18 protein-coding genes are annotated in these 22461 nt (G+C 60.3%); 5 read left to right on the top strand and 13 right to left on the bottom strand.

All coding sequences use genetic code 11. The features are described from left to right. Positions 1–171 precede the first annotated feature (171 nt). From AWR36_RS12570 to AWR36_RS12560, 3 genes are all read right to left on the bottom strand, one after another. On the bottom strand, positions 172–1740 hold the full coding sequence (locus AWR36_RS12570; protein WP_067085461.1) for a tetratricopeptide repeat protein: 1569 nt from the start codon (positions 1738–1740) through the stop codon (positions 172–174). 66 nt (positions 1741–1806) lie between these two features. Continuing rightward, positions 1807–3030: a hypothetical protein gene (locus AWR36_RS12565; RefSeq protein ID WP_082679588.1), complete on the bottom strand. Its 1224-nt coding sequence runs from the start codon at positions 3028–3030 to the stop codon at positions 1807–1809. A gap of 17 nt (positions 3031–3047) precedes the next feature. Next, positions 3048–3854, bottom strand: coding sequence for a hypothetical protein (locus tag AWR36_RS12560; protein ID WP_141398534.1), 807 nt, complete (start codon positions 3852–3854; stop codon positions 3048–3050). Between AWR36_RS12560 and AWR36_RS12555 the strand changes: the two genes are divergently transcribed. Further along, positions 3853–4299: a hypothetical protein gene (locus AWR36_RS12555; protein ID WP_141398533.1), complete on the top strand. Its 447-nt coding sequence runs from the start codon at positions 3853–3855 to the stop codon at positions 4297–4299. The two genes, AWR36_RS12560 and AWR36_RS12555, sit on opposite strands and share 2 nt — an antisense overlap. Positions 4300–4506: 207 nt before the next feature. On the opposite strand, the gene AWR36_RS12550 is transcribed toward AWR36_RS12555, so the two are convergent. Beyond that, positions 4507–5808 carry an energy transducer TonB gene (locus AWR36_RS12550; RefSeq protein WP_067085456.1) on the bottom strand — a complete coding sequence of 434 codons (1302 nt, stop codon included), beginning with the start codon at positions 5806–5808 and terminating at the stop codon, positions 4507–4509. A gap of 645 nt (positions 5809–6453) precedes the next feature. Here AWR36_RS12550 and AWR36_RS12545 point away from each other — a divergent pair. Beyond that, positions 6454–7521: a branched-chain amino acid aminotransferase gene (locus AWR36_RS12545; RefSeq protein WP_067085454.1), complete on the top strand. Its 1068-nt coding sequence runs from the start codon at positions 6454–6456 to the stop codon at positions 7519–7521. Positions 7522–7579: 58 nt separating this feature from the next. On the opposite strand, the gene AWR36_RS16135 is transcribed toward AWR36_RS12545, so the two are convergent. After that, positions 7580–7795 carry a hypothetical protein gene (locus tag AWR36_RS16135; protein ID WP_141398532.1) on the bottom strand — a complete coding sequence of 72 codons (216 nt, stop codon included), beginning with the start codon at positions 7793–7795 and terminating at the stop codon, positions 7580–7582. Between the two features lie 44 nt (positions 7796–7839). On the opposite strand from AWR36_RS16135, the gene AWR36_RS12540 reads away from it, so the two are divergent. After that, positions 7840–8436 carry a Yip1 family protein gene (locus AWR36_RS12540; protein ID WP_067085452.1) on the top strand — a complete coding sequence of 199 codons (597 nt, stop codon included), beginning with the start codon at positions 7840–7842 and terminating at the stop codon, positions 8434–8436. A 57-nt stretch (positions 8437–8493) separates the two neighbouring features. Here AWR36_RS12540 and AWR36_RS12535 read toward each other — a convergent pair whose 3' ends face one another. Next, positions 8494–9123 carry a hypothetical protein gene (locus AWR36_RS12535; protein ID WP_141398531.1) on the bottom strand — a complete coding sequence of 210 codons (630 nt, stop codon included), beginning with the start codon at positions 9121–9123 and terminating at the stop codon, positions 8494–8496. A gap of 224 nt (positions 9124–9347) precedes the next feature. On the opposite strand from AWR36_RS12535, the gene AWR36_RS12530 reads away from it, so the two are divergent. Further along, entirely contained in the window at positions 9348–10640 is a 1293-nt protein-coding gene (locus AWR36_RS12530) for a parallel beta-helix domain-containing protein (protein ID WP_067085448.1), read from the top strand. Beyond that, complete coding sequence (locus AWR36_RS12525) at positions 10633–11784, top strand: SO2930 family diheme c-type cytochrome (protein WP_067085446.1); 1152 nt, start codon at positions 10633–10635, stop codon at positions 11782–11784. Before AWR36_RS12530 ends, AWR36_RS12525 begins: the two co-directional genes overlap by 8 nt. A 71-nt stretch (positions 11785–11855) precedes the next feature. Here the strand turns inward: AWR36_RS12525 and AWR36_RS12520 are convergent, their stop codons facing one another. From AWR36_RS12520 to rsxC, 7 genes are all read right to left on the bottom strand, one after another. Beyond that, on the bottom strand, positions 11856–14501 hold the full coding sequence (locus tag AWR36_RS12520; RefSeq protein WP_067085444.1) for a transporter substrate-binding domain-containing protein: 2646 nt from the start codon (positions 14499–14501) through the stop codon (positions 11856–11858). Between the two features lie 53 nt (positions 14502–14554). Continuing rightward, positions 14555–16804, bottom strand: a complete 2250-nt coding sequence (locus tag AWR36_RS12515) for an MltF family protein (RefSeq protein WP_067085442.1) — start codon at positions 16802–16804, stop codon at positions 14555–14557. Between the two features lie 113 nt (positions 16805–16917). Further along, positions 16918–17625, bottom strand: a complete 708-nt coding sequence (locus tag AWR36_RS12510) for a TetR/AcrR family transcriptional regulator (protein ID WP_067085440.1) — start codon at positions 17623–17625, stop codon at positions 16918–16920. A 249-nt stretch (positions 17626–17874) separates the two neighbouring features. Continuing rightward, positions 17875–18588: an electron transport complex subunit E gene (locus AWR36_RS12505; RefSeq protein ID WP_067085437.1), complete on the bottom strand. Its 714-nt coding sequence runs from the start codon at positions 18586–18588 to the stop codon at positions 17875–17877. A gap of 2 nt (positions 18589–18590) precedes the next feature. Then, positions 18591–19277: an electron transport complex subunit RsxG gene (gene rsxG, locus AWR36_RS12500; protein ID WP_067085435.1), complete on the bottom strand. Its 687-nt coding sequence runs from the start codon at positions 19275–19277 to the stop codon at positions 18591–18593. Then, positions 19277–20329, bottom strand: coding sequence for an electron transport complex subunit RsxD (gene rsxD / locus AWR36_RS12495; protein ID WP_067085433.1), 1053 nt, complete (start codon positions 20327–20329; stop codon positions 19277–19279). Before rsxD ends, rsxG begins: the two co-directional genes overlap by 1 nt. Further along, entirely contained in the window at positions 20329–22428 is a 2100-nt protein-coding gene (gene rsxC / locus AWR36_RS12490) for an electron transport complex subunit RsxC (RefSeq protein ID WP_408630939.1), read from the bottom strand. The genes rsxD and rsxC overlap by 1 nt, the downstream gene beginning before the upstream one ends. Between the last annotated feature and the right edge of the window lie 33 nt (positions 22429–22461).

The following is a 22461-nucleotide window of genomic DNA, read 5'->3' as shown; positions in this document are numbered from 1 at the left end:
GGCGCAAAAAACATCTTTTTGCGGATACTGGCGTCGCCGATCGGTTCAGCTTTGAGTTGCAATAATTCCCGGTCCTGACTCAGAGCTGGCGGGTTGTCAGCAGACTGCAACCTCAGCGAATGAACAGTGACCTGGTCATTGGATCGGAATTTCGGGCGACGGTTCTTTGGCTCAACTGTTATTGGCGCTGTTTATTTTTTCTGCACACCGGATGACAACCACCGGCGGCTCCTCCCCCGGCACTACGGTAAATTCGCGCCGCACATCCCGGTAACCGGCACGGGTCCCGACGGCGGTATAGCGGCCCGGCTTGAGGGGGATTTCCCGCTCGTTGAAGTTACCCAGCCGGCCTACGTGATAGATGGTCACCTGGGTTGTGGCGTCGGACTGCAGCTTGACCGGAACCGGGATTACCGCCTGGGTAAGCGCGGTCTCCAGAGACTCTATCTGCCCCTGAAGCCTGGGTGACTCCGCATTAATGGCGCGGGCATCCTTGAGTACGGTGCGAGCATACTGATTGCGTTGACTGCCGCTAAGGGACAGCCGGTCATTCAGCAGTTCCTGTAAACGATCGTCCAGCTCGGCCCGGGCCTGGGCCCTTGCCTTGCCGGTGATGGCCGAAACCAGGCTCTTATCCATTGCCAGAAGCTTGTCATAGCTTTTCACCGCCGCGTGCCACTCTTCCGAAGTCTCCTGCTGGCGCGCCTGAGCAAAAAGGCGATCGATGCGGGTCTGGGTCAGGCCGCTTTTGGCCTGCTGAATGCCGAGCGCAGGATCCTCTTCGTTCGGTTTCAGTTTCTGTGCGCTCTGGAATGCCTCAAGCGCTGCAGAGAAGTCCCCGTCACCAATGGCTGCGTAACCCGCTGACATCGCCTCGCTGTAGTCCCGGTCTTTGATGGCAGAAAGCACCTGGGGCAGCAATACCTTGGCCGGGCGGATCTCGCCGTCTACAGCCAGGGATTGGCGCAGGGCGTCGCGGGCGGTGTCCAGATCCTGCTCGGCGAATGCTTGCTTGCCACGGGAAAAATGCTGCCAGGCCTCGGGCAGCTTTTCCGCCCGGGCCTTGCCTTTGACACCGCGGGGATGATCCTCGGAGATGGTGAGCACCAGGTCGAATGCGTGATGTGCACCCTCGGCATCCCCTCGATCCAGGGCATCGTTTCCTTCCGCCAGGTGTTTTTCAATACGCTCGGGAATGCTTTCCCGGATTTCCTGCAGGGCGGCCAGGGAGGCCCGATATTTCTCCAGCGCCTGCATGAACTTCCGCTGGCGGTAGATGACATCGGCTTCCTCGGCGATACCCCGCGCGCTGCCGAAATCCTCGGCCGCCCACACATCGACCTGGCGTTCGCGCAACTCTTCCTGAAGTGCAAGAATCTCCTGCAGTACCTTCTGCACTTCCCGGCGCTGCTGCGCAATCTCTGCATCGCTGAAAGGTGAAGCCTTGATGGGGGACGGCTTTGCGCCTGTGGTGGGTTCCTGCGTTGCCTCCGTCGAGGCAACAGGGCGCTGAACTTTGGGTTTTTCCACTGCCTGGGGTAGGAGCCAGAAGACGCCTACCAGGCCAAAGGCCAGCACGGAGCCAATAAGAACAGGGCGGAAATCCCGGCTGCTATCTTTGCTTTTCGTCGTGCTGTTTTTCGGTTGCGCGGTGCTCTCAGCTGTTTCAGAGCCGCCAAAACTGAAGTCTGCGGGGCGGATAACGCCCTTATCGTCCGGATTCTGGTCGCGGTGTTGCATAGTGATTCCGCAATGTCGTGGTTATTGTTCCGGGGGTAGAGCGAAGGCATGCCTCCGCTCCGCATTTCAGATACTGCCGTCCATTCCGCCGGTTTCCGCTTCGTAAATCTCTCTCAGGAGCTCGCGCCACTGGCGGTACTGGTTCTCGACCGTTCCGCTCAGTGTCACTGTGCGGTCTTCCAGCTCGACGATCTGCGGCTCCACTTCCGCCTGCATGGAATCTCCCAGCTCCTGCAGGGCTTCAATGTGCATCTTCGCTTCGCTGCGCCGGTCAAAGCCACTCTTTACCAGGTAACCGCCCCCGGCAACCGCCACATTGGCGGCCTGGCGCGCTGCACCGCCGCCTGCACCGGCCGCAGCGATACCGCCGACGATGGCCGCTGCCCCCATGATGGTGTGGTTGCGGGCCTTGCGCTTGAGCTCACGCATCTGCTGAACTTCCTCAAAGCTCAGTGCCCGCCACTCCTGGTAGGGCTCCTCCATGGATTTGACGAAGGTGCCGTAGTAGCCCTGCAGGGTGTCCACAAACAGGTAGTCCCGCTCGCGGATGCGACGCACACGCTGCAGCATCGGGTCGTTTTCGGCGGGCAGGGCATTGAGCTGGTAGATGCCGTCTTCACTGCGGGTGAGGTAGCGAGAGAACGCATCCGGTGAAAAACTGCGGGCAAATTTCATCTCGGAAATGGTGCGCAGTTCGGCAATGTACTGGTCCGAGAGTTGCTGGCGGTAAACCAGCATGTCGTTGGCGATCTTGTTGTACAGGCCCTGAAAAGCGTCGCCCTCGGTGGGGTGTTTGCGATCGTAGGCATAGTGCGATGCTTTCTCGCTGTACTCTTTGGTGAACCAGCGCTGGCCGCGAGAGTCCGTCACGGTCACTTCCAGGGTGAGAGTCTCGCCGTCAGACTGCAGGATGCGGCCGGAAACGGTGACGTCGATGTTGGTGCGCTGGCTGGGAATTACCCGCACTGCGCCCCAGCCCTGGCTTGACTGCAGTGACTCCGACAGGGTCACGGCAATATAGCGGGATTCCGCCTGGCGCAGCTCTGGAAATACCAGCTCCTCTTCGTTGACTTCGGCAGTGTCGAGCCCCGGGTCAAACTGGACAATGCCAACGTCCAGCAGCCGGTCCTCGGCGATGGCGGCATCCTCGACTGTCAGAGGGGTATAGGCCGTGGTGCGCACCTCCGTGGAGGCGCAGCCCACCAGTGCCAGGGCAGCCAGCAGCGCCATGGCGCGGCTGACGGTGCGGGCGAAGCCGGTGTGAAATAGGCTGGCGTTCAGTGACTGCATTGGGGGTCCCTCCGCGACTACTTCTGCGCTTTTTTGTATTTCCGATATTCCTCCCACAGCTTCTCACGAAGCTCCGGGTCCGATTCCCGCATGGCGGCCTCACGAATTTGCCGCGCCACCACATCGTCGTCATCCCCTTTGGGAATGTCGGCGGGTACCACCGGTGCGCTGCCACCGTGATCGTATTCGCCCTTGCGGCCTGCGGTGGGCATACCCGGACCGGTAGCCTGGCCGCTGGAATTGTTCTGCTCCGGGCCGCCGCCCTCACTGCCACCGCCACCGGGAGGGGGTGGTATCTCCGCCTCGGCGGACTCGATCAGGTCCTCCAGGGACTCGCCGGGGGGTGGCTCATCCATCTCCTCCGTTTCCTCCTCAGAGGCGGGGCGGTTACGGACATAATCCCGCTCACGCAGGATCATGCCGTCGTAGCTGGCCATGGTGGCTTCAAACTCCCCTTCCAGCTGTTCCACCCGCTGGGCCGCTGTCGCTGGTGCCTCATTGGGGGCGCTGCCACCGCGGGCGGGGCTGCCGCCGCTTGCGGGTGAGCCGCTCGGGGCGGAAGCGCTGGCTGCGCTGCTCGCCGATGAGGCGCTGCTGCTGGAGGCGCTGCTGGCAGAGCTGCTACTGGAAGAGCTACTGCTACTGGAAGAGCTGCTGGAAGAGGACGCGGTCTGCTCCTCCTCGGAAAAATCGATTTCCTCCGGTGGCTCTCCCTCGCTGTTAGTGGAGGGGTCCGGGGGCATATTGCTCTCCTCCGGACGCTCATCCGACTCGCTGTAGACCGGCGAGGATGGCTGGTCGTTGCGAGCGGTCGGATCCGGCATGGAGTCACCGGCCGAGCTCTGCTGGCGGCTCTGTTCCTGTCCGCTGCTGGAGGCGGTGCTCGCCTCGCGGCTGGCTTCGCTGCCCGACTCAATGGTTGGCATGCTGGTATTGGTGCGGCTGTCGCTGCTGCTGGGCATGCTCTGGCTCGGTGAGCTGGAAGAGCTGCTGGGCGGCATGCCACTGCTGGCAGTCTGGGGTTGGCTCTGGCTGCGGCTCGAGGAGGAGCTGCTGGAGCTGGATTGTGATTGCGACTGCGACTGTGACGACGAGCTGGGGGAGGACTGTGACTGCGAGGGCTGCGCCGGTGGCTGCTGCTGCGTCTGCTGGGTTTTACAGCCACTGATGACTGCGCTCAGCACAATGGCCGAAGCGAGAGTGCGCCAGCCCAGAGCGTGTTGTTCCGAGTTTCGTACCGCTATCCGTAGAGTCATTGTTCTCTCCTGAGTCCCGGGACTGGCCCGGGCCGATGTCGTGCGTGAGCGTCTGGCGCGGTCCCCGGAAAAGGGCTTACACGCCACTTCACAGTGCACAGGGCCGGGCAGAGCCCGGCCTGAGTCTGGTCGATTATGCGTCCTGCTCTCTTCGACAGCGCCTGTTATCCTGGGTTTGGTCGCTGCCGTGAATGGGCGTCAAAATCGCTTTCTATTGTTGTCAGTCGAATACGAACCGCTGCACGATGCCGCTGGTTTCCACCGGTTCGCCATTTGCAAAGCGTGGGCGGAATTTTGCACGTTTCAGTACATTGCGAACGCGGGAGCGCATACTGACGCTATCCGATGGCTGGGCGTTCAGTATCTTGATGTTGCGCACCTTGCCGAAAGCAGTCACGTCGTAGGAAACGGTCACATAGGATTCCGCCAGCCCCGGCTGATCGGCATCGAGCATTGGCAGTGCCGGTAGTGCTGCAGGCCGGCCAAATATGGCGTCGATTTCCCGATTGGTAGCACCGTTGTCCCAGAGTGCCTGGTAGGCCTCTCCGTAAGTCTTCCTGGCCGAATGCCACTTGTTAAACATCATATACCAGTCGCCGAGTTCCACCTTGGCTTTTGCGGAAGCGGCCGGGGGGGACTGGGGGTTTTTCTGATAGACATCCACTATCCGGGCGATGGCCTGCTTGCCGGAGCTGAAGCTGTTGAGGCGATAATGATCCAGCTTTGTGCGCTGGGCAGCTTCCATGTCGGGACCGCCGCCGAAATTGGTATTGATGACAACCGGCTGCTGCGGTTCGCCCTTGTAGGTGGCGAGATAGTAATTGGTGGCCTTGAGACCACGCAGCGCCTCCACAAGGCGCAGGTCATTGGCGCCGAAGTTCTGCGTAATGATATCCACTGCCAGGCTGTAAAGGTCGGTGGCACTGATCAGGTGCTCGAACAGGGTGCCACCTTTCTCCTCTTTGTAAGCCTGCAGGTGCCAGCGGCTGAGGTTATCGATCACGGGCAGCATGCGGGGATCACTTTCCCCGAAATTGCGCGCGTGCAGCCAGTAGAGGTACTGCTGGTTGTCGTTGGCGTCTTCCCATTGATTGAGTGCAATCTGGCTCTCAATCATGCGCTCGATCATGGGCACCTGGTTCAGGGAATAGAGCCCCTCATTGACCCGGTTGATGAGCATGGCGCGACGGAACTCGCTGATAGCCTCTTGGTGGGCGCCGTTGCGCTGAAGTGCAGTCGCCAGTCCCACCAGCTGCTCATCAAGTCCGGCGCCATAGGCGCCGTGCAGGGCCTCCATTTCCTCAATCTGCTCGCGATAGTTGTCGACGATTTCGGAGGGGCGCAACTGTCGCTTTGCCAGCTGCAAGGGTTTGGATGCCGCTTCGAGATAGGCGGGAGGTGGAGCGCTGGATTCTGTCGCGGGTGTGTCGCCGACATCCGCGCAGGCGTTGCCACACAGCAGAGCTGTGGCTGTAAACATCAAGCCGATAGCAATGTCTTTGCTGATTTCTGTCTGTGTCACGATTGAACCACTTCTGTTCCATGTTTTGCTTCACCCGTCCCCGCGGCTTCTGCGGCCAGGAGTCGAGCACTTAACTCTGCTTTAGCGCTGGCGCCGTGCAGATTTTCTCTCCCTGAAGTGTGGTTCTCTCAGTCCCTGACAGTGCCCGGAGTGAGTTAGATCCGGAGCCGAGTGCGGCGAAAAGTTGATTACTGCGCCGCAGCCCGTGTTGGCGCCCTGTGCCTGTTATTCGGCGCCTTGCCAAATCAGTATAGCCAACCGGACATTCTTGGCCCGCCATCTCGGCTTTGGAATTCTTCTTAGCGGGCGATTTTTTCCTACAGGATCGATTACGTTGCTAACCCCCCAATCGGTTTAGCAGTTCGACCTCCCGCAATGCAGCTGTTGGCATCGATATTAGGAAATACGTGCCAAAATTTTTGTGTTCAGGTTAATAAATTGGCATCTCCGTACAAGTCGCAGTCTCGGCCGGCCTGTAAAGTTGGTGACCGTAATTAGTGAATCATCCATGTCGAGATATTCATCCTAATAGAAGGAGCTTGGGGTCAATCCTGATGCGCCTTGCGCCGGCAGCGTGGTGGAAATATTTGGACAGAGGGCCGGCAAGCGCCATAATCACCGCAGACGATAAAGAGGAGAGTTGAGGTGACGGTATCCATTGATCCCGCCGTGGCGGCGAGTCTTCGGGGATTTGAAGTGCCGGAAAAGCTGGGATTTGGCACTGTGATGGCGCCGGTAATGTTTCGCGCCACCTGCCAGGACGGTGTCTGGAGTGGGGGTGAGCTGCTCCCCTATGCACCGCTGGCCCTAGACCCGGCGGCCAAGGTGTTGCATTACGCCCAGTCCTGCTTCGAGGGGATGAAAGCCTACCGGACAGCGGATGGTATCGGCCTGTTCCGGCCGGAGCGCAATGCCCGGCGGATGGCATATTCAGCCCAGCGGCTGTGCATGCCCCCGGTGCCGGAGACCCTGTTTATGGACGGCGTGAAAAGCGTGACCGCCTACTGTGCCAACCTGGTTCCGGCCAACAGCGGTGAGTCTCTCTATCTGCGTCCTTTCCTGATCGGCACCCAGCCGGATCTATCCGTGTCCGCCAGCACCTCCTACGAGTTCTATGTCATTGCCAGCCCCTCCGAGGCCTATCACGCCGGCAATATGCGCGTGTGGGTGGAGCGCGAGGATGCGCGGGCAGCGGTCGGCGGTACTGGGGATGCCAAAGTTGGCGGCAATTACGCGGCTTCCCTGCAGAGTATCGCGCGGCTGAAAAAGCGCGGTTTCGACCAGTCCCTGTGGCTGAACCCGGGCAACCGCCACACGGTGGACGAGCTCTCGGGCATGAATTTCTTTGCGGTGATGGATGGTGAGCTCCACACCCCGGCCCTGAACGGGGCGATTCTCGAGGGAGTCACCCGCGATTCCCTGCTGACGCTGGCCCGGGAGAAGGGCTATACGGTGCACGAGCGGCAAATCGACATCGACGACCTGCTGGCGCTGGTCCGCTCTGGCACCTGTAGTGAGGCCTTTGCCTGCGGCACTGCGGCAATCATCAGTCCCATCAGTGTGCTCGGTGACGGTGACGGGCTCTATGAACTTTCCGCGGCGCCGGGACCGGTGGCGGAGAGCCTGCGCTGTGCGCTGCTGGATATCCAGGAAGGCCGCGCGGCAGACCCCTTTGGCTGGATGGTTCCCGTAAACATCGCCAGCGTGGATTGACCCCCCGGCGGCGCATCGAGAATGTGCCCGCCATGTTCCCTTCATTTTTTCACAAGTGCTATCGATCGGGTTGATCGGTAGCATCTGGCGCCTGAAAACTGTTTCCCGTGGAAACGCCAATGAAATCAAATGCGCCAAAACCCGAAAGTGCGTTGACTTGCGCGACCACACTGCTACAAGCTGAAAGAGCAAAATAAGAAAAAGCTGGAACTTCGGGAATGGCCGCAGTGGTATTCCTCACTTTGACACGCAGTATCCAGATCAATTTGAGCAAACAGGTCTCGCCCGCAGTTCCTCGCGAAGCGTGAGGAAAACAGGATGTTGAGCCATATGTTCGGACTGCTGGTACAGCCGCGCAGGCAGTGGCAGCTAATCGGAAATCTGTCGGAAAAGAGTCTTCGCCGCCAGATCCCCTATGTCATCGTGTTGGCGCTGTTGCCGGCGCTGGCCTGGTATTTCGGTACGACCGAGGTCGGCTGGTCCATCGGCGAGGGTGACACCCGCCGCATCACCCGCGATAGCGCGCTTTCCCTGGTTGCGGTGTTTTACTGCACCATGGTGATTGCCGTCGTTGCCATCGGTTACTTCATCCACTGGATGGCGAAAACCTATGGTGCCGAAACTTATCCCATGAAGGGCATGGTGATCGCCGGATTCACCGCGACCCCGATTTTTCTCGCCGGCGCGGCCGGTTTCTATCCCATCCTGTGGCTGGATATCTTGCTGGCGACCCTGGCGGTTGCCTATGCGGTATATCTGCTCTACCTCGGGATCCCGATTGTCATGGGCGTTTCTGAGGAGCGTGGCTTCCTGTTTGCCAGCGCCATTGTCACGGTGTCTCTGGTGGTTGTCGTGATGGTGATGGTGGGTACGGTGCTGTTCTGGAGTTTTGTGTCGGCACCGGTATTCCACTAGTGCCGTGACAGGGCAGGCGGGGCCGGGGTGTTTCCCCTCGGCACCCGGCCCTGGACCCTATCCCTCTTCTCTGGTGGCCGTGCCGGAGTCGGCTTGCCGGGAGGCTTCGCCGCTTACTGCACCCTCAGTGCCCTCAGTGCCCTCTGCGGCAGCCTCCGCGCTTACCCCGATACCTTCGCCCGTCATCATGTCGCTGCCGTCAGGGTGATAGCGGAACTCCAGCATATAGCCGCTGGCAAGCTGGAGGCGCTGTGACTGGGCATTGTCCCGCTTCAGCGTTACCTCGCCGAGCGCGTGTGTTACTGCTTTGGGCCCCAGGTCAAAGCAGTGCACCTCCATCGCGGCGATGTTGACGTCTTCGCTCACTACCGAGTGCTGCAACAGTTGCAGGCGCAGCTGCTCGCCTTCGGCCTGTAATCGATAGCCGGGGCCACTGGCCAGGGGGACACGGTACTTGATTGCCCCCCAGGCGCTGTCGCAACGGATGGCGCTGTACTCGCGCACGCTGCTGGGACCCGCAATAGCCCCAGAGTCATAAACATCAAATGCCTTGCCCAGCTCCTGCAGGGACTGGTGCCGCTGCCCGTCCGGGGTGGTGATCAGGACCTCCAGGGTCTCCTTGGCAGATGCCCCCGGCATGGCGCCGAGGCAAGCAATCGTGGCGAGAGTCATTAAACGAATACGCATGGGATTCCGTTTTTATCTGCTTTCGCTCACGACACTACCGCGGCTGACGAGCGCCGGCAAGAAAGGTGCCTTGCCGGCGGGGCGGGGATTGGATAATATCTGGCCGCTGGCAGCCAGTTCATTCTCTTGGCTTGCAAATTGGTACAAACGTACAGCTTAGGTGCCGCTTCACCCCTGCAGGTGCCTGGCAGATGAACAAATAACTCCAATAAAAGGACAACCTCATGAAGAACTCTGCGTACCTGAGCATGGTACTGGCGGCACTGCTGGCCGCAGGCTGCTCCGAGAAGCCCGAAACCAAGGCGGATGCCGCCGGCCAGGAGCAAGCTGCAGATTTCCAGAAGGACCTGCTGAAGCGGTTGATCTCCGCCAAGTCCGGCGACGTGATCGAGCTCCCCGCAGGCACATTCTCCATCAACCGCAGTCTCTCCCTGAACGTCGATGGTGTGACCATCCGCGGTGCCGGCATGGACAAGACCATTCTCTCCTTCAAGGACCAGATCCAGGGCGCGGAAGGCCTGCTGGTCAATGCCAGTGACTTCACTATCGAGGACCTCGCCATCGAGGACACCATCGGTGATGCGCTGAAGGTCAATGAGGGTGAGAACATCATCATCCGCAATATCCGAGTCGAGTGGACTAATGGCCCCGCCACGGAGAACGGTGCTTACGGTATCTACCCGGTACAGACCAAGAACACCCTGGTGGAAGGCACCGTGGCCATCGGTGCGTCTGACGCCGGTATCTATGTGGGCCAGTCCCAGAACGTGATCGTGCGCAACAACCGCGCCGAGTACAATGTGGCCGGTATCGAGATCGAAAATACCATCGGTGCCGATGTCTACGACAATGTGGCGACCAACAATACCGGTGGCATTCTGGTCTTCAATATGCCCAACCTGCCGCAGCCGGGTCACAGCACTCGCGTGTATGACAACAAGGTATTTGAGAACAATACCGAGAACTTCGGTCACGAGGGCACCCCGGTAGCCGCGGTGCCGGCGGGCTCCGGTATCGTGATCAACTCCAACGACTACGTGGAGATTTTCAACAACGAAATCGCCGATAACGATACCGCGAATGTGATCGTCAGCAGTTACTACACCGCCGGTTACTACTCCGACAAGTCCACCCAGGACGCTTTCGATCCGTATCCGGAAGGTATCTACATCTACAACAACCAGTTCACTGGTGGTGGCGAGTCTCCGGACCACCTTGAGCTGAAGGCGCTCAAGCTGGCCAAGTTCGGCCTCAGCGGCAGCCTGCCGGACATCCTGTGGGATGGTGTGGTCAATGAACAAAAGCTCGTGGATGGCAAATTGCCGGACTCCCTGAAGCTGTGCATCGATAATGGCGATGCCGGTATTATCAATATCGACGCCTCCAACGACTTCAAGAACATCTCCACCGACATCGCTGCGCACCAGTGCTCCCTGGAGAAGCTGCCGCAAATCGTGCTGGATTTTGACAAGCCTGCCGATAGCAAGATGGCAAAGCTCGAGGCCGAAGATGCATAAGAAGTTGTGGGGCGCGGTGCTGGCCCCTCTGTTCGCGGCCGCCCTTGGCGGCTGCGACGCACCGAGAGAGCAGGTCACGGTATTCGAGCGCGACGCCGTTCCGGAAAGCCTCAGTGACTGGCACGTGGTCGAGGCAATTGATGGAGAGCTGTCCCTCAACGATGGCGTGATTCCTTACGATTTGAATACGGCCCTGTTTACCGATTACGCGCACAAGCTGCGCACGGTCTGGATGCCGGCTGGTACAACTGCCGCATATGGGGATGAAAACTTTGATTACCCCGTGGGCACGGTAATCACCAAAACTTTCTACTATCCGAAGGATGCGGTGGGTGCACAGGCTGCGGTGCTGCGCACGGACGATTACAGCCGTGATTATGTGGCGGGAAAAACCGGTGAAGCGCTGGACCTGGAAAACGTGCGCCTGATGGAAACCCGTGTGCTGGTGAAGCGCGCAGACGGTTGGCAGGCGCTACCGTATGTCTGGAATGCAGAGCAGACGGACGCCGTGCTGGAAATTGCCGGGGATGCAACCCGCCTGCAACTGGCGAGCGCAAGCGGTGAGAACACCAGTTTCACTTACGTCGTACCCGATGCCAACCAGTGTGCCGGTTGTCACGCGGACAATCACACCGAGAAGGCCATCATGCCGCTCGGACCCCGTGCGCGGCACCTGAACAAGGACTATGCCTATGCCACTGGCGCGGAGAACCAGCTGTTGCACTGGCAGCAGGTCGGCTACCTGAGTGGTCTGCCCGAGTTTGCGGCGATTCCGAAGAACGTAAACTTCAAGGATGAGACGGCATCATTGGAAGAGCGGGCCCGCAGCTACCTGGATATCAATTGCGGCCACTGCCACAACCCGGCTGGCCCGGCAGATACTTCCGGCCTGATGCTCCACCATCTGGAACAGGATCGGCGCAAGCTGGGCCTGTGCAAGCCGCCGGTGGCAGCGGGTACCGGTAGCGGCAACCGCCTGTTCGCGATCGTTCCCGGTGAGCCGGAGGAGTCCATCCTCAACTTCCGCGTAGAGACCACCAACCCGGGTGCCATGATGCCGGAGCTGGGTCGAAGTCTCGAACACGATGAGGGCACGGCGCTGCTACGCGAGTGGGTGGCGAGTATGCCGGGCAGCTGTTCCTGATCTCGCAGGCACTGTAAAAACTGACCCAGAAACCGGCGGCGAAACCCGCCGGTTTTTTTATGCCGCTCTGTTTACGGGTGCCGGGCCAATTGCGGCGTTGCCGTCAGCTCCGGCAGGATACCGCGACAGCTGTTGAGATTGCCCGCCAGCCAGGCTGGTAGAGTGCGGCAGGTGAGAGCACCAACTTCCCTTTGCTGCTCGTAGGCCTCAAGCAGTGCAGCATAGGTGCGAAAGCGCTGGGAGATCTTGCGTACGTAGTCGTAGGGTTCGCGGCCACGGGCATAGCCGTAGCGGGCCTTGGAGTAGTACTTTTTCTCGGAGAGCAGCAGCATGGCTTTTTCGACATTGTCGAACCAGACATTGCGATCCCAGCCCTTCTGCTCGGCCAGGTCCTGCGCATCGTAAACGTGGCCGAGGCCCGCGTTGTAAGAGGCGAGGGTGAACCACATCATGTTTTCCGGGCTGATGCCCTTGTCCTCGAACTTGCGATGCAGCCACTCCAGGTATTTCATTCCGGCCCTGACACTGGTTTCCGGGTCAAACAGGTCCTTGTGTTCACCCACCTGCTTGCCGGTATCGGGCATCACCTGCATCAGTCCTCGGGCGCCCACCCAGGACTTGGCCTTGGGGTTGAAGGAACTCTCCTGGAACATCTGTGCGACGATCAGGCGCCAGTCGAAGTCATATTGCTCTGCGTATTTCTTTACCAGCTTGTCGTAGGGGGAGATCTCGCCTTTTTCGCTCAGGCTCTTGATTTCTTCCCGCGTGCGCTTGGGTTCGTCAAAATATTTATGGAACAAGGTTTCCCGCAGTTTCACGATTTTCGGGTCATTGAAAAATTCATTAATGGATTCCAATAGCTGTGGGCTGCTCTCCCGCACCATCCAGGCATAAATATTTTCCTCGATCTTGAGATCGTATAGATTGACGATGTCATCTCGCCAGTGGTGCTCAAGGCGCACAGTGATATCATCGGCAATGGTGAGGTCATACTCCCCGTCTGCAACTTTGTCGAGAATCTGGGGGATAGTCAGCTCCTCGGGAACTAATTCAATGTCAAAGTTGATTTTCTTCAACTCGGGGCTTTTCTCAAGTAGCTCCATCACGATGTCAAATTGGCTGCTCGAGCGCAATAAATGGATAGTGCGACCATTCAGGTCTTCGATGTTTTCAATCTTGTCATCCGGTCGCCCGACAATTCCAACGGCTTCTTTCATATAAGCAGGGCCAAAATCCATGCCGGCCTCATCCCGCTTTTCCGTCGCGGATAACAGGCTGGCGGCAACATCCGCCTTGCCGTCGCGCACCATGGTAAACAGCTCTTTGTGTGTCGGTGCGACTATCATTTCCAACCGTACATCCAGTTGTTGGGCAAATTTCTTCAGCAGCTCATACTCGTAGCCCATCACCCGGCCTTTCCACATGAAGTAGGTGCCGGGATGGTTGCGGGTAACGGCGCGCAGAACGCCGCGCTCCTTGATGCCGTCCAGGTCCCCGACAAACCGCTCGTTCAGTTTGGTCAGCTGAAAATGCCGCACGGCCTTATCCATTTCTTCCTTGAGCATGGGGGAGTTCTTGCGGATTCCCCATGCCATCGGGCGTTCCACATCCCCGAGGATGTTGGCTTTAAGATTGTCGCGATACTGGGAAATTAGGTCGAAGGCATTCTCTGGAATGATGGTGTAATCGATTCTCCCCAGCGATACATGCTCCGCCAATGTGATGTAGTTGGTGTCCACGACTTTGACTTTTGCGCCTGGATACTCGGGCATTTTTTGTTTGGCAATGTCTTCAAAGTGCGTGCCGCGGGTGACGTAGACAGTTTTACCCTTCAGGTCGTCACTTTCTGTGACGTCCGGCGTTTCCTTTCGCGTGAGCAGCAGGTAACGCGTCATGCCAAGCGGGATGGAAAAATCAATCTCCTGCAGGCGCTCCTCGGTGATGGCCATATGATTGGCGATCACATCCCCTTTGCCCTCATTGAGAAAGGGGATGAGCTGCTCATATCTGTCTACGTAGAGTACGACCGGCTCCAGTCCAAGAAACTCAGCCTTGCGCTTGGCCCGCTCGATCTCGATATCTTGAAGTGTTGCGGCTCGGTGCAGGGAGTCGGTGTTGCTGATGTCGACCAGGATTCGCAGCTTGCCCCTCTTCTTGATCGCGTCCAGATCACCGGTTTCGGTGTAGTTTTTGAAGGCGCCGATCGGGTACTCGCCGGTGGTGTCTGGTGCCCAGGCAGCCTCGGGGCGAGTGTCATCTTTTTTGGCCGCCCGCCCCAGGAACCGGTCGAAAAAGCCCGGATCAGCTTCCGCATCGGTGTCATCGCCCTCGTTGGCGTTGGCCGCTGGGCCAGTTTCTGCTGTGGCAGCTTCACCTTTTTTCCCGGCGGCGGTTTCCTTCTCAGAGCTTTCCGCTACCGTGTTGTCACCATCTTTGCTTGTATCGCCCTGCTTGCCGGATTCTCTGTTGGGATCGGTAGTCGGGGTACTTTCGCTGCGCTTCTGGCGGCTCTCTGCTTTAGCACTCTCGGCATTGCCACTCTCGTTTGTTGCAGCCTCTTCGCCGTCCTCGGGCGTCGCCGAACTTTCAGTTTGCGGAGCTTGTGCAGCGGTGCCCTCGGAAGGCGGGGCGCTGTTTTGCTCTCGATCACAGCCGCTGGCGAATATCAGCAAGCAGAGAAGGGCAAGGGATATGGTTGTTTTCGGGCGCTGCGTCATGGGTTCTCCCGGTGCCGCTGGGATTGACGGATAAATTACAGTCTAGTCACAGATCAGCTGGAGCTGATCTTTCGACTTTGCCAGTTGGCGGTCATGGGGGGAGGAATACCCACCGCTGATGTGTCCGCCTGCTCTCTCTGTAAGGCATCCAGCAGGGCGACAAAGTGGCGGAAGCGTGCCTCAATCTTGCGCACATAATCCATCGGTTCCTGCCCCCGTGCATAGCCATAGCGCGCGTGCTGGTAAAACTCGGGTTCCGAGAGAAGCAACAGGGCGCGCTCTACATTTTCGAACCAGACTCTGCGGTCCCAGCCTTTCTCTTCTGCCAGATCCTGGGCATCGTACACATGGCCGAGACCGGCATTGTAAGAGGCGAGGGTGAACCACAGCTGGTTTTCCGGGTTGATGCCTTTGTCATCAAACTTGTCGTGCAACCAGCGCATGTACTTGATACCGGCGCGAATACTGGCCTCCGGGCCGAAAAGGTCCGTTTCCCCAACCTGCTTGCCGGTATCGGGCATCACCTGCATCAGGCCGCGGGCGCCCACCCAGGACTTGGCCTTTGGATCGAAATTACTCTCCTGGTACATCTGGGCCACAATCGGCCGCCAATCGAAACCGAACTTTTCCGCATAGCGTCGCACGATGTCATCAAAAGGGGAGATCTCCCCCTTGCGGCCCAGTTCCTCGATCTCTGTGCGGCTGCGCTTGGGATTGTTAAAGTAGCGCTCATAGAGCTCAGGCAACTTGTCGTCGGTGGATGGTTTGGCAAAGAAGTCATTGATGGCCTTGAGCAACTCCGGATTGGATTTGCGCACCATCCAGGCGTAGCGGCTCTTATCCCGCGGCAGCGCCAGGGCGAATGCGATCCCTTCCCGCCATGCCTGCTCCAGCCTGACAGAAATCTCGTCGGCGATGGCGAGGTCACATTCCTCCTCCGCAACCCTGTCGATGACTTGCTGGATATCCAGTTCACCGGGGACTTCTTCCAACTTGATCGCAGGGATCTCTTTCTTCAGTTCCTGAGCAGCCTCGAACTGGCTGCTGGCTGCGCGGACACACACCGTGCGACCGGCGAGATCCTGGATGCTGGAGAGCTTGTCATCCTCCCGCGCGACGATACCGGGCGTACTCTCCAGATAGGGGTTTGAAAAGGCCATATCCGCGGCCTGGCGGCTCTTGGTGATTGCCAGAAGGCTCGCAGAGATATCCACGTCACCATCGCGCAGCATGCGGACGAAGTCTTCCTGTTTTTCCGCCACGATGATGTCCAGGCGCACGCCCAGGGAGTTGGCAAAATTTTCCAGCAGGTTGAATTCAAAGCCGAGGATCTGACCGCGCCACATAAAGTAGGTGCCCGGGTGGTTTCGGGTGACGGCGCGCAGTACGCCCCGCTTTTGTATATCTGCCAGATCCCCTATGGAGCGCCGACCCGGCTGGGTGAGGCGGATCTCCCGCACCTGCTTATTGATGGCCTGCAGTAGTTCTGGGGAATTCTTGCGAATGGCCCACGCCAGCTGCTGCTCTTGGGGAAACTCAGAGTTGGTTTTGAGATCGTCGCGGAATTGCTGGGCCAGCTCCAGGGCCAGTTGGTCGACGATGGTGAAGTCTGCTTTGCCATCGGCCACATCCATCAGCAGATCGATGTAGTTAGTGTCCTGGACTTCTACTTTAAGTCCCGGGTGTGCATCGGCGAACTTGCGTGCCACGGGCTCGAAGGCCGTTCCCCGGGTGACCACCAGAGTTTTTCCTTCTAGCTTTTCTCCTTCCCGCACATCGGCGGTGCCCGCCGCAGAAACAAGCACTATCCGTGTTTCGGCGGTAGGCTCGGAGAAGTCCACCAACTGGCGCCGCTCCTCAGTGATGAGCAGGTTGTTGGCGATGAGATCACCCTCACCGGCGTTCAGGCGCTCGATCAACTCATCAAATGTTTCCACCTGTAAGACCAGCAGTTCCAATCCCAGGCGCTGGGCCATATGGCGGGCCTGATCGATCTCCACATCCTGCTGGGTGGCCTGGCGAGGGAGTGCGGCTGTGCGGCTGGGGTCCACCAGCAGGCGTAGCTTGCCACGCTCTTTGATCGCCGGCAGGTCCCCGGTTTCGGTGTAGTTGTCGAAAAGCTCCAGCGGTGTGACCTCGCGACCACCCAGGGTGCCCACAGCCGGCCCCGCCGGGTCGCCGGCAGGTATCGGGTCGGCAACCTCAACCTCCGGTTGCTGCCGGGTTTGCGGCCGGTCACAACCGCCCACTGTGAGCAACAGGGCGGCAATCAGGGGCAGTAAGAGGAGTTGGCGCTTTGTCACTGCTGAAGCACGTTCCCAGACAACGTTACCTTCAGCCTAGCCTGTCGCGGTAATGGGTGTGTGCGAGAACAGAAGGCTCGCAAAACCGCGCGAGGCTGGAAACCTGTTGCGTCTCAGTCGAGTGTGACTGGTTGCGCGGCGCTGGTTGTGGCGGGGATCAATCCCCGGATCATCATGGTGACGGTGCGCTCCAGCAGTGGTGAGTCGATGGCCACGGCACCGCAAAGAATTTGATACTCAAGGTGCAGGATGGTGCCATGCACGATCTGGGCGGCGGCCCGGGAGTCGGCCAGATCCAGCAGTTCGAAAAACTCCCGGATCATGGATTCCGCCGCCTGGTTGGCCATGCGGATGGCCCGGGTCAGTTGTTCGTTGCGCAGGGCCTCGTTGCGGAAGGCCAGTTCGATCAGGCGGAAATCCCGGTTGCCGGCCTGTGAGCGCACGTGGGAGAGGATAAAGCGGGTCAGCTGCTGGGTCAGGAGCTTGCGGCCGGCCTCCGAGCTGCGCTCCTCCTCGCTCAGTTTACGCGCGGCGGCGAAGCTGTCCTGCTGGAGGCGGCGCGTGTGCTCGAGGCCCTGTTCCACGAAGTAAGTGAAGGCGTCGCTGATCAGGTCGTTCAGGTCTTTGAAATAGTAGGTGGTGGCGGCCAGTGGCACCGATGCCTCGCGGGCGACGGCGCGGTGGCGGATACCGCGGATACCTTCCTTGACGATCAGGCGCAGTGTGGCCTCTAGGATGGCCCTGCGGCGCTGGCGGCTGTCGGCACGCTGGGCGCGGCGGCCCTGGTAGACGAGTTCTGGCACTCCAGTCTCGGTGGTCATGGTTGGATCCCTGTTGTTATTGTTCGCTGAGGGCTTGGACACGCAGTCATGGCTTGGCGGCAACTGGCACGCCAGTGCCGCGTGCGGGGGGAGTTATTCTAGCGGAATGGGCCTGAATAACTAGGTGAGCCTGGTGAAGAAACGCGCCAAATCCATTACGCGCCATTACAGCAGGCGAGGCGGTTGGTGGGAAAACGGTGGGAAAGCCCTGGGGAAAGAGCCCAGGGCAGGGCTGGGTCCCGCCTCTGCTCAGGTAATCTTGCCGGTGGTGCGCACCCGCTTGGCACCGGGCACGATTTTCACCTGCTGGCTGCGCCGGCGCTCGATACCCGCATCAATGGCATTCTTGGCGGCGATCAGCAGGCCGGTGACCAGGAAGGCGCCGGGGGGCAGCACTGCGACCAGGAAGCCGGGGTAATTTGCACCCAGTACATTGATGCCCCAGTCGGCAGCCATGGGGCCCAGCAGCAGGTCCATATCCGCAAACAGGGTGCCCTGTCCCAGCACCTCGCGCACTGCGCCGATGGTGATCAGCACGGCAGTGAAGCCCAGCCCCATGGTGAAGCCGTCCACGATCGACGGCAGCACCGGGTTTTTGCTGGCGAAGGCGTCCGCACGACCGAGGATGGCGCAGTTGGTGACGATCAGCGGAATAAAAATGCCCAGTACCAGGTACAGCTCGTAGGTAAAGGCCTTCATCAGCAGTTCCGTGCAGGTGACGAAGGTAGCGATGATCATCACCGAAGCGGGCAGTCGCACTGTATCCGGCATCTGGTGACGGACCAGTGACACCGCCAGGTTGGAGCAGGTGAGTACGGCAATGGTGGCCAGCCCCAGGCCGATGGCGTTGACCACGGTGCCGGTGACCGCGAGCAGCGGGCACAGCCCGAGCAGCTGTACCAGGGCCGGGTTGTTGTTCCAGAGGCCGTTGCGACTGATCTCGCCGTAGCTGGGAGTGGCCATGACTACTGCTCCTGTGTCCGGGTTTCCGCTTCTGGCTGCTCTACCTCAACGGCCCGCTTGGAGACGGGGGCCGAGAAAAGCGATTCCTTGTGGGAGATAACGAACTCCAGCACCGACTGCACCTGGTTGACGATGGCCCTGGGCGTAATGGTGGCGCCGGAGAACTGGTCGAAGGCGCCGCCATCTTTCTGTACTTCCCACTGTGCCGCGGGCGGGTTCTGCAGCGACTTGCCGTTGAAGGTGGTAATCCAGTCGCTCTTTTTGATTTCTATTTTGTCGCCCAGACCCGGGGTCTCGGTGTGCTCGGTCACACGAACACCGGCGACGGTACCGTCCCGGTTCACGCCTACCAGCAATGAGATTGGCCCGCCATAGCCCTCGTAGGTCACGCTGGGGATGATCACTGCCGTGATGGTGCCGTCTTCCTCCCGCGCCAGATTGATATCACCGCCCTGTTTCAGGCCCAGCTGGTTCCAGTAGCTTTTCGGGATCGGGTAGGTGTCCACCAGCAGGTCGTTGCTGTGGCGGTCCAGCGGGATGATCTCCAGCAGCGCGCGGGCTTCGGCCTTGCGAATGGCGCGCTCGATGGGCTCCTTGGTGGTGATCTGGGTCACCGCCAGGGTGCCGGCGGTGACCAGTGCGAACAGGGTGAGTACCACGGCATTGGTGGTGATGGAGCGCTTCAGCATCACTGCTCCTCCACATCGGTGGCCTTGCGCGGCGCCTTGTGGCCGTAGGTGCGCGGCAGGGTGTAGTTGTCGATGGTGGGCGCGGCAAAGTTCATCAGCAGCACGGCAAAGGCAACGGCATCGGGGTAGCTGCCCCAGGCGCGGATGATATAGGTAATGATGCCGACGCCGATGCCGAAGATCAGCCGCCCTTTATTACTGGTGGCGCCGCTCACCGGATCGGTGATGATAAAGAAGGCTCCCAGCATGGTGGCGCCGGAGAAGAGGTGCAGGATTGGTGAGCCCTCACTCAGGCTGCTGCCGCTATCGTAAAAAAGGAGCGACAGGACTGTTATGGCCGCCAGCATACCCACTGGTGCGTGCCAGGTGATGAAGCCGCGATAGAGCAGGTAGAGGCCGCCCACCAGGAAGCCCGCATTGACCGCCTCCCAGCCGAAGCCGGCGATATTGCCCTGTGCCAGCATGGGCTCGGCTTCGTAGAGTTGAGACAGCAGCACCGACTGATTCAGCCGCACAATCTCCAGTGGTGTGGCGCGGGTGAAGCCGTCGATGCTGTAGTTACCGAACACCAGCGCAAAGGCCTCACTGAAACTCGGTGAGCCCATGATCAGTTCGCCGGGGCCGACCCAGCGGGTCATCTCCACCGGGAAGCTGATCAGCAATACCACGTAGCCCACCATCGCCGGGTTGAACGGGTTGTAGCCGATGCCGCCATAGAGTTGCTTGGAAAGGATAATGGCCGCAGCGCTCCCCACCACGGGCAGCCACCAGGCACAGTAGGGCGGCAGGGCGATACCCAGCAGCAGGGCGGTGACGAAGGCACTGTAGTCTTTCAGGTAGAAAGCCACCGGGCGCCCGCGCAACTTCATGACGCCCGCCTCGCACAGCAGGGCGGTAACGGTACAGAGGGCGATGTTGATCAGCACGCCGATGCCGAAATACACCACCAGTGCCAGCACGCCGGGGATGGCGGCCACCGCCACCTGCAGCATGACCTGGGCAGTACGGTCGCCGGCACGGGCGTGGGGGGAGGACATGCGCATCAGGGCCATCAGTTTTCCCCGCCGTGATCATTCTGCTCGCGCATTTTCTGTTCCAGTTTGCTCTGCATTTTCTCCAGCGCGGTGGCGAAAGCATCCACATTAGCGTCGTCTTCGTCGCGAGCCTTCTGCAATCGTGCCTCCGCCTTGGCGACCCGCGCTTTCAGGGCCTCCAGTTCCGCTGCAAGCTTGTCTTCATCGCTCATGCTGGCCCGGGCTGCCGCAGCGGCTTTGGCCCGCTCGATGGCACTCTGTGCCTTGTCCTTGCTGGCCCCGGGCACCGGCGCGGCGGTGCCGCTCTGCACATCGGCGGCGTCATCCACGGCTGAAGGGGGCGAGGGGCTCTTGCGGGCGGCGTCCTCGGCCCTGGCCAGTTTCTGCCTGGCCTCGTCGGCCTTGATCTGGGCTGCCTTGAGTTGTGCCGCCAGCTGGTCCCGCTGATCCTCGGGGGCTTCGGCGAGTTTGCCCTGCAGGCGCTCGACACGATGCTCGGCGCTGGTCAGGGAGCGCTGTGCCCTGGCCAGTTGCTGTTCCGGGGAGGCCTGCTTGGCCTTGACCCGCGCCAGGGCGGCGGCCACCACGTCCGCCTCCTGCTTGGCGGCTTTTGCTTCCGGCGCCTCGGCGTTTTGTTCCCGCTGCTTGCGGGCCTGCTCGGCGGCCTCGCGGCGCGCTTTGCGCTTGGCTTCTTTTTCCTGTTCGGCTTTTTCCAGGCGCAGCTTGCGGAACTCGAAGCGCTCCCGGGCGCGATCGGACTTTTCCTTTTCCTCTTCCGCGATACGGATATCGCCCTTGGCGGCGCGGTAGTACTGCACCAGCGGAATGCTGCTGGGGCAGACGTAGGAACAGGCACCGCACTCGATGCAGTCGAACAGGTTGTAGGCCTGCAGTTTTTCCCGATCCTCGATGCGGGCATACCAGTACAGCTGTTGCGGCAGCAGGGATGCCGGGCATACCTCGGCACAGAAACCACAGCGGATACAGGCCTGTGCCGGCGGCGGAGGCGGCAATTCCTTGTCGGTGGGTACCAGGATACAGGTGGTGGTTTTGATCACCGGCGCGCTGTCGTCCTCGAGCGTAAAGCCCATCATCGGGCCGCCGTGAATGATCCGCTGCATCAGGCCGCGGTGCGCGCCGTGATGTTTGAGTATGTGGCGGATGGGGGTGCCGAGCGGCACGTCGATGTTGCGCTGTCGTTCCAGCGCCTCGCCAACCACGGTGGTGACGCGGCTGATCATCGGCTCGCCGAACCGCACCGCACGGTAGACGGCGCGGGCAGTGCCGGTGTTGTGGCAGATGATGCCCACATTGGCGGGCAGCCCCTTGTTGGGAACCTCGCGGCCGGTGAGGATCTGGATCAGCTGCTTTTCGCCACCGGACGGGTACTTGGTCGGGTAGACAACAATATCGAAGCGGGTGCCCTCGGCGGCCTTGCGCATGGCCTCGATGGCTTCCGGCTTATTGTCTTCGATACCGATCAGCACTCGCTCGGGTTCGCCGAGGACATAGGCGAGGATTTCGACCCCGGCAATGATCTCCGGGGCGCGCTCGCGCATCTGCATATCATCGGCGGTAATGTACGGCTCGCACTCGGTGCCGTTGATGATCAGCGTGTCGATCTCGGTACCGCTGTGGGGATCCAGTTTCACGGCGGTGGGGAAGCCCGCACCACCCATCCCGGCAATGCCGCACTCGCGGATCTTCTCCAGCAAATCCACCGGCGCCACTTTGCGGAAATCCTCGCATGGCTGCAGCTCGCACCACTCCTCCTTGCCGTCGGTGCGGATGACGACGCCGTCTACCGGCATGGCGGAAGGGTGGGGCACCGGGACCGGTTCCAGGGCAACCACTGTGCCCGAGCTCGGGGCGTGCACGGCGCAACTGATCAGTCCGTCCGCTTCGCCGATCTTCTGGCCTTTCAGCACCCGGTCCCCCAGCTTGACCAGCGGCAACGCGGTGGTGCCCACATGCTGCACCAGTGGCACAAACAGGTTCTCGGCCAGGGGAATGGTGCCGATGGGTTCGCCGGTGGACTGGTGCTTGTTCTCCGGCGGGTGAATGCCGCCGGGGAAATCATTTGGTTTCAGCGCGCGCTGGTGCTCGCTGGCGATCAGTTGCGCCTCGCGGGCGGCGCGGCGCTCTTCGGC

This window comes from Microbulbifer flavimaris, from assembly GCF_001641755.2.
Lineage (GTDB): Bacteria > Pseudomonadota > Gammaproteobacteria > Pseudomonadales > Cellvibrionaceae > Microbulbifer > Microbulbifer flavimaris.
Note: the sequence above shows the minus strand (reverse complement) of the source record. Positions and strands in the feature narration are given on the sequence as shown.

Excerpts from the sequence above, each read along its gene's own strand:
- AWR36_RS12540 (WP_067085452.1), top strand. The coding sequence starts at position 7,840 with ATGTTGAGCCATATGTTCGGACTGCTGGTACAGCCGCGCAGGCAGTGG.
- AWR36_RS12510 (WP_067085440.1), bottom strand. The coding sequence starts at position 17,625 with ATGACCACCGAGACTGGAGTGCCAGAACTCGTCTACCAGGGCCGCCGC.
- AWR36_RS12520 (WP_067085444.1), bottom strand. The coding sequence starts at position 14,501 with ATGACGCAGCGCCCGAAAACAACCATATCCCTTGCCCTTCTCTGCTTG.
- AWR36_RS12530 (WP_067085448.1), top strand. The coding sequence starts at position 9,348 with ATGAAGAACTCTGCGTACCTGAGCATGGTACTGGCGGCACTGCTGGCC.
- AWR36_RS12505 (WP_067085437.1), bottom strand. The coding sequence starts at position 18,588 with ATGGCCACTCCCAGCTACGGCGAGATCAGTCGCAACGGCCTCTGGAAC.
- AWR36_RS12560 (WP_141398534.1), bottom strand. The coding sequence starts at position 3,854 with ATGCCGGATCCGACCGCTCGCAACGACCAGCCATCCTCGCCGGTCTAC.
- AWR36_RS12555 (WP_141398533.1), top strand. The coding sequence starts at position 3,853 with ATGGAGTCACCGGCCGAGCTCTGCTGGCGGCTCTGTTCCTGTCCGCTG.
- AWR36_RS12525 (WP_067085446.1), top strand. The coding sequence starts at position 10,633 with ATGCATAAGAAGTTGTGGGGCGCGGTGCTGGCCCCTCTGTTCGCGGCC.
- rsxD (WP_067085433.1), bottom strand. The coding sequence starts at position 20,329 with ATGGCCCTGATGCGCATGTCCTCCCCCCACGCCCGTGCCGGCGACCGT.
- AWR36_RS12535 (WP_141398531.1), bottom strand. The coding sequence starts at position 9,123 with ATGCGTATTCGTTTAATGACTCTCGCCACGATTGCTTGCCTCGGCGCC.
- AWR36_RS12570 (WP_067085461.1), bottom strand. The coding sequence starts at position 1,740 with ATGCAACACCGCGACCAGAATCCGGACGATAAGGGCGTTATCCGCCCC.
- rsxG (WP_067085435.1), bottom strand. The coding sequence starts at position 19,277 with ATGCTGAAGCGCTCCATCACCACCAATGCCGTGGTACTCACCCTGTTC.
- AWR36_RS12565 (WP_082679588.1), bottom strand. The coding sequence starts at position 3,030 with ATGCAGTCACTGAACGCCAGCCTATTTCACACCGGCTTCGCCCGCACC.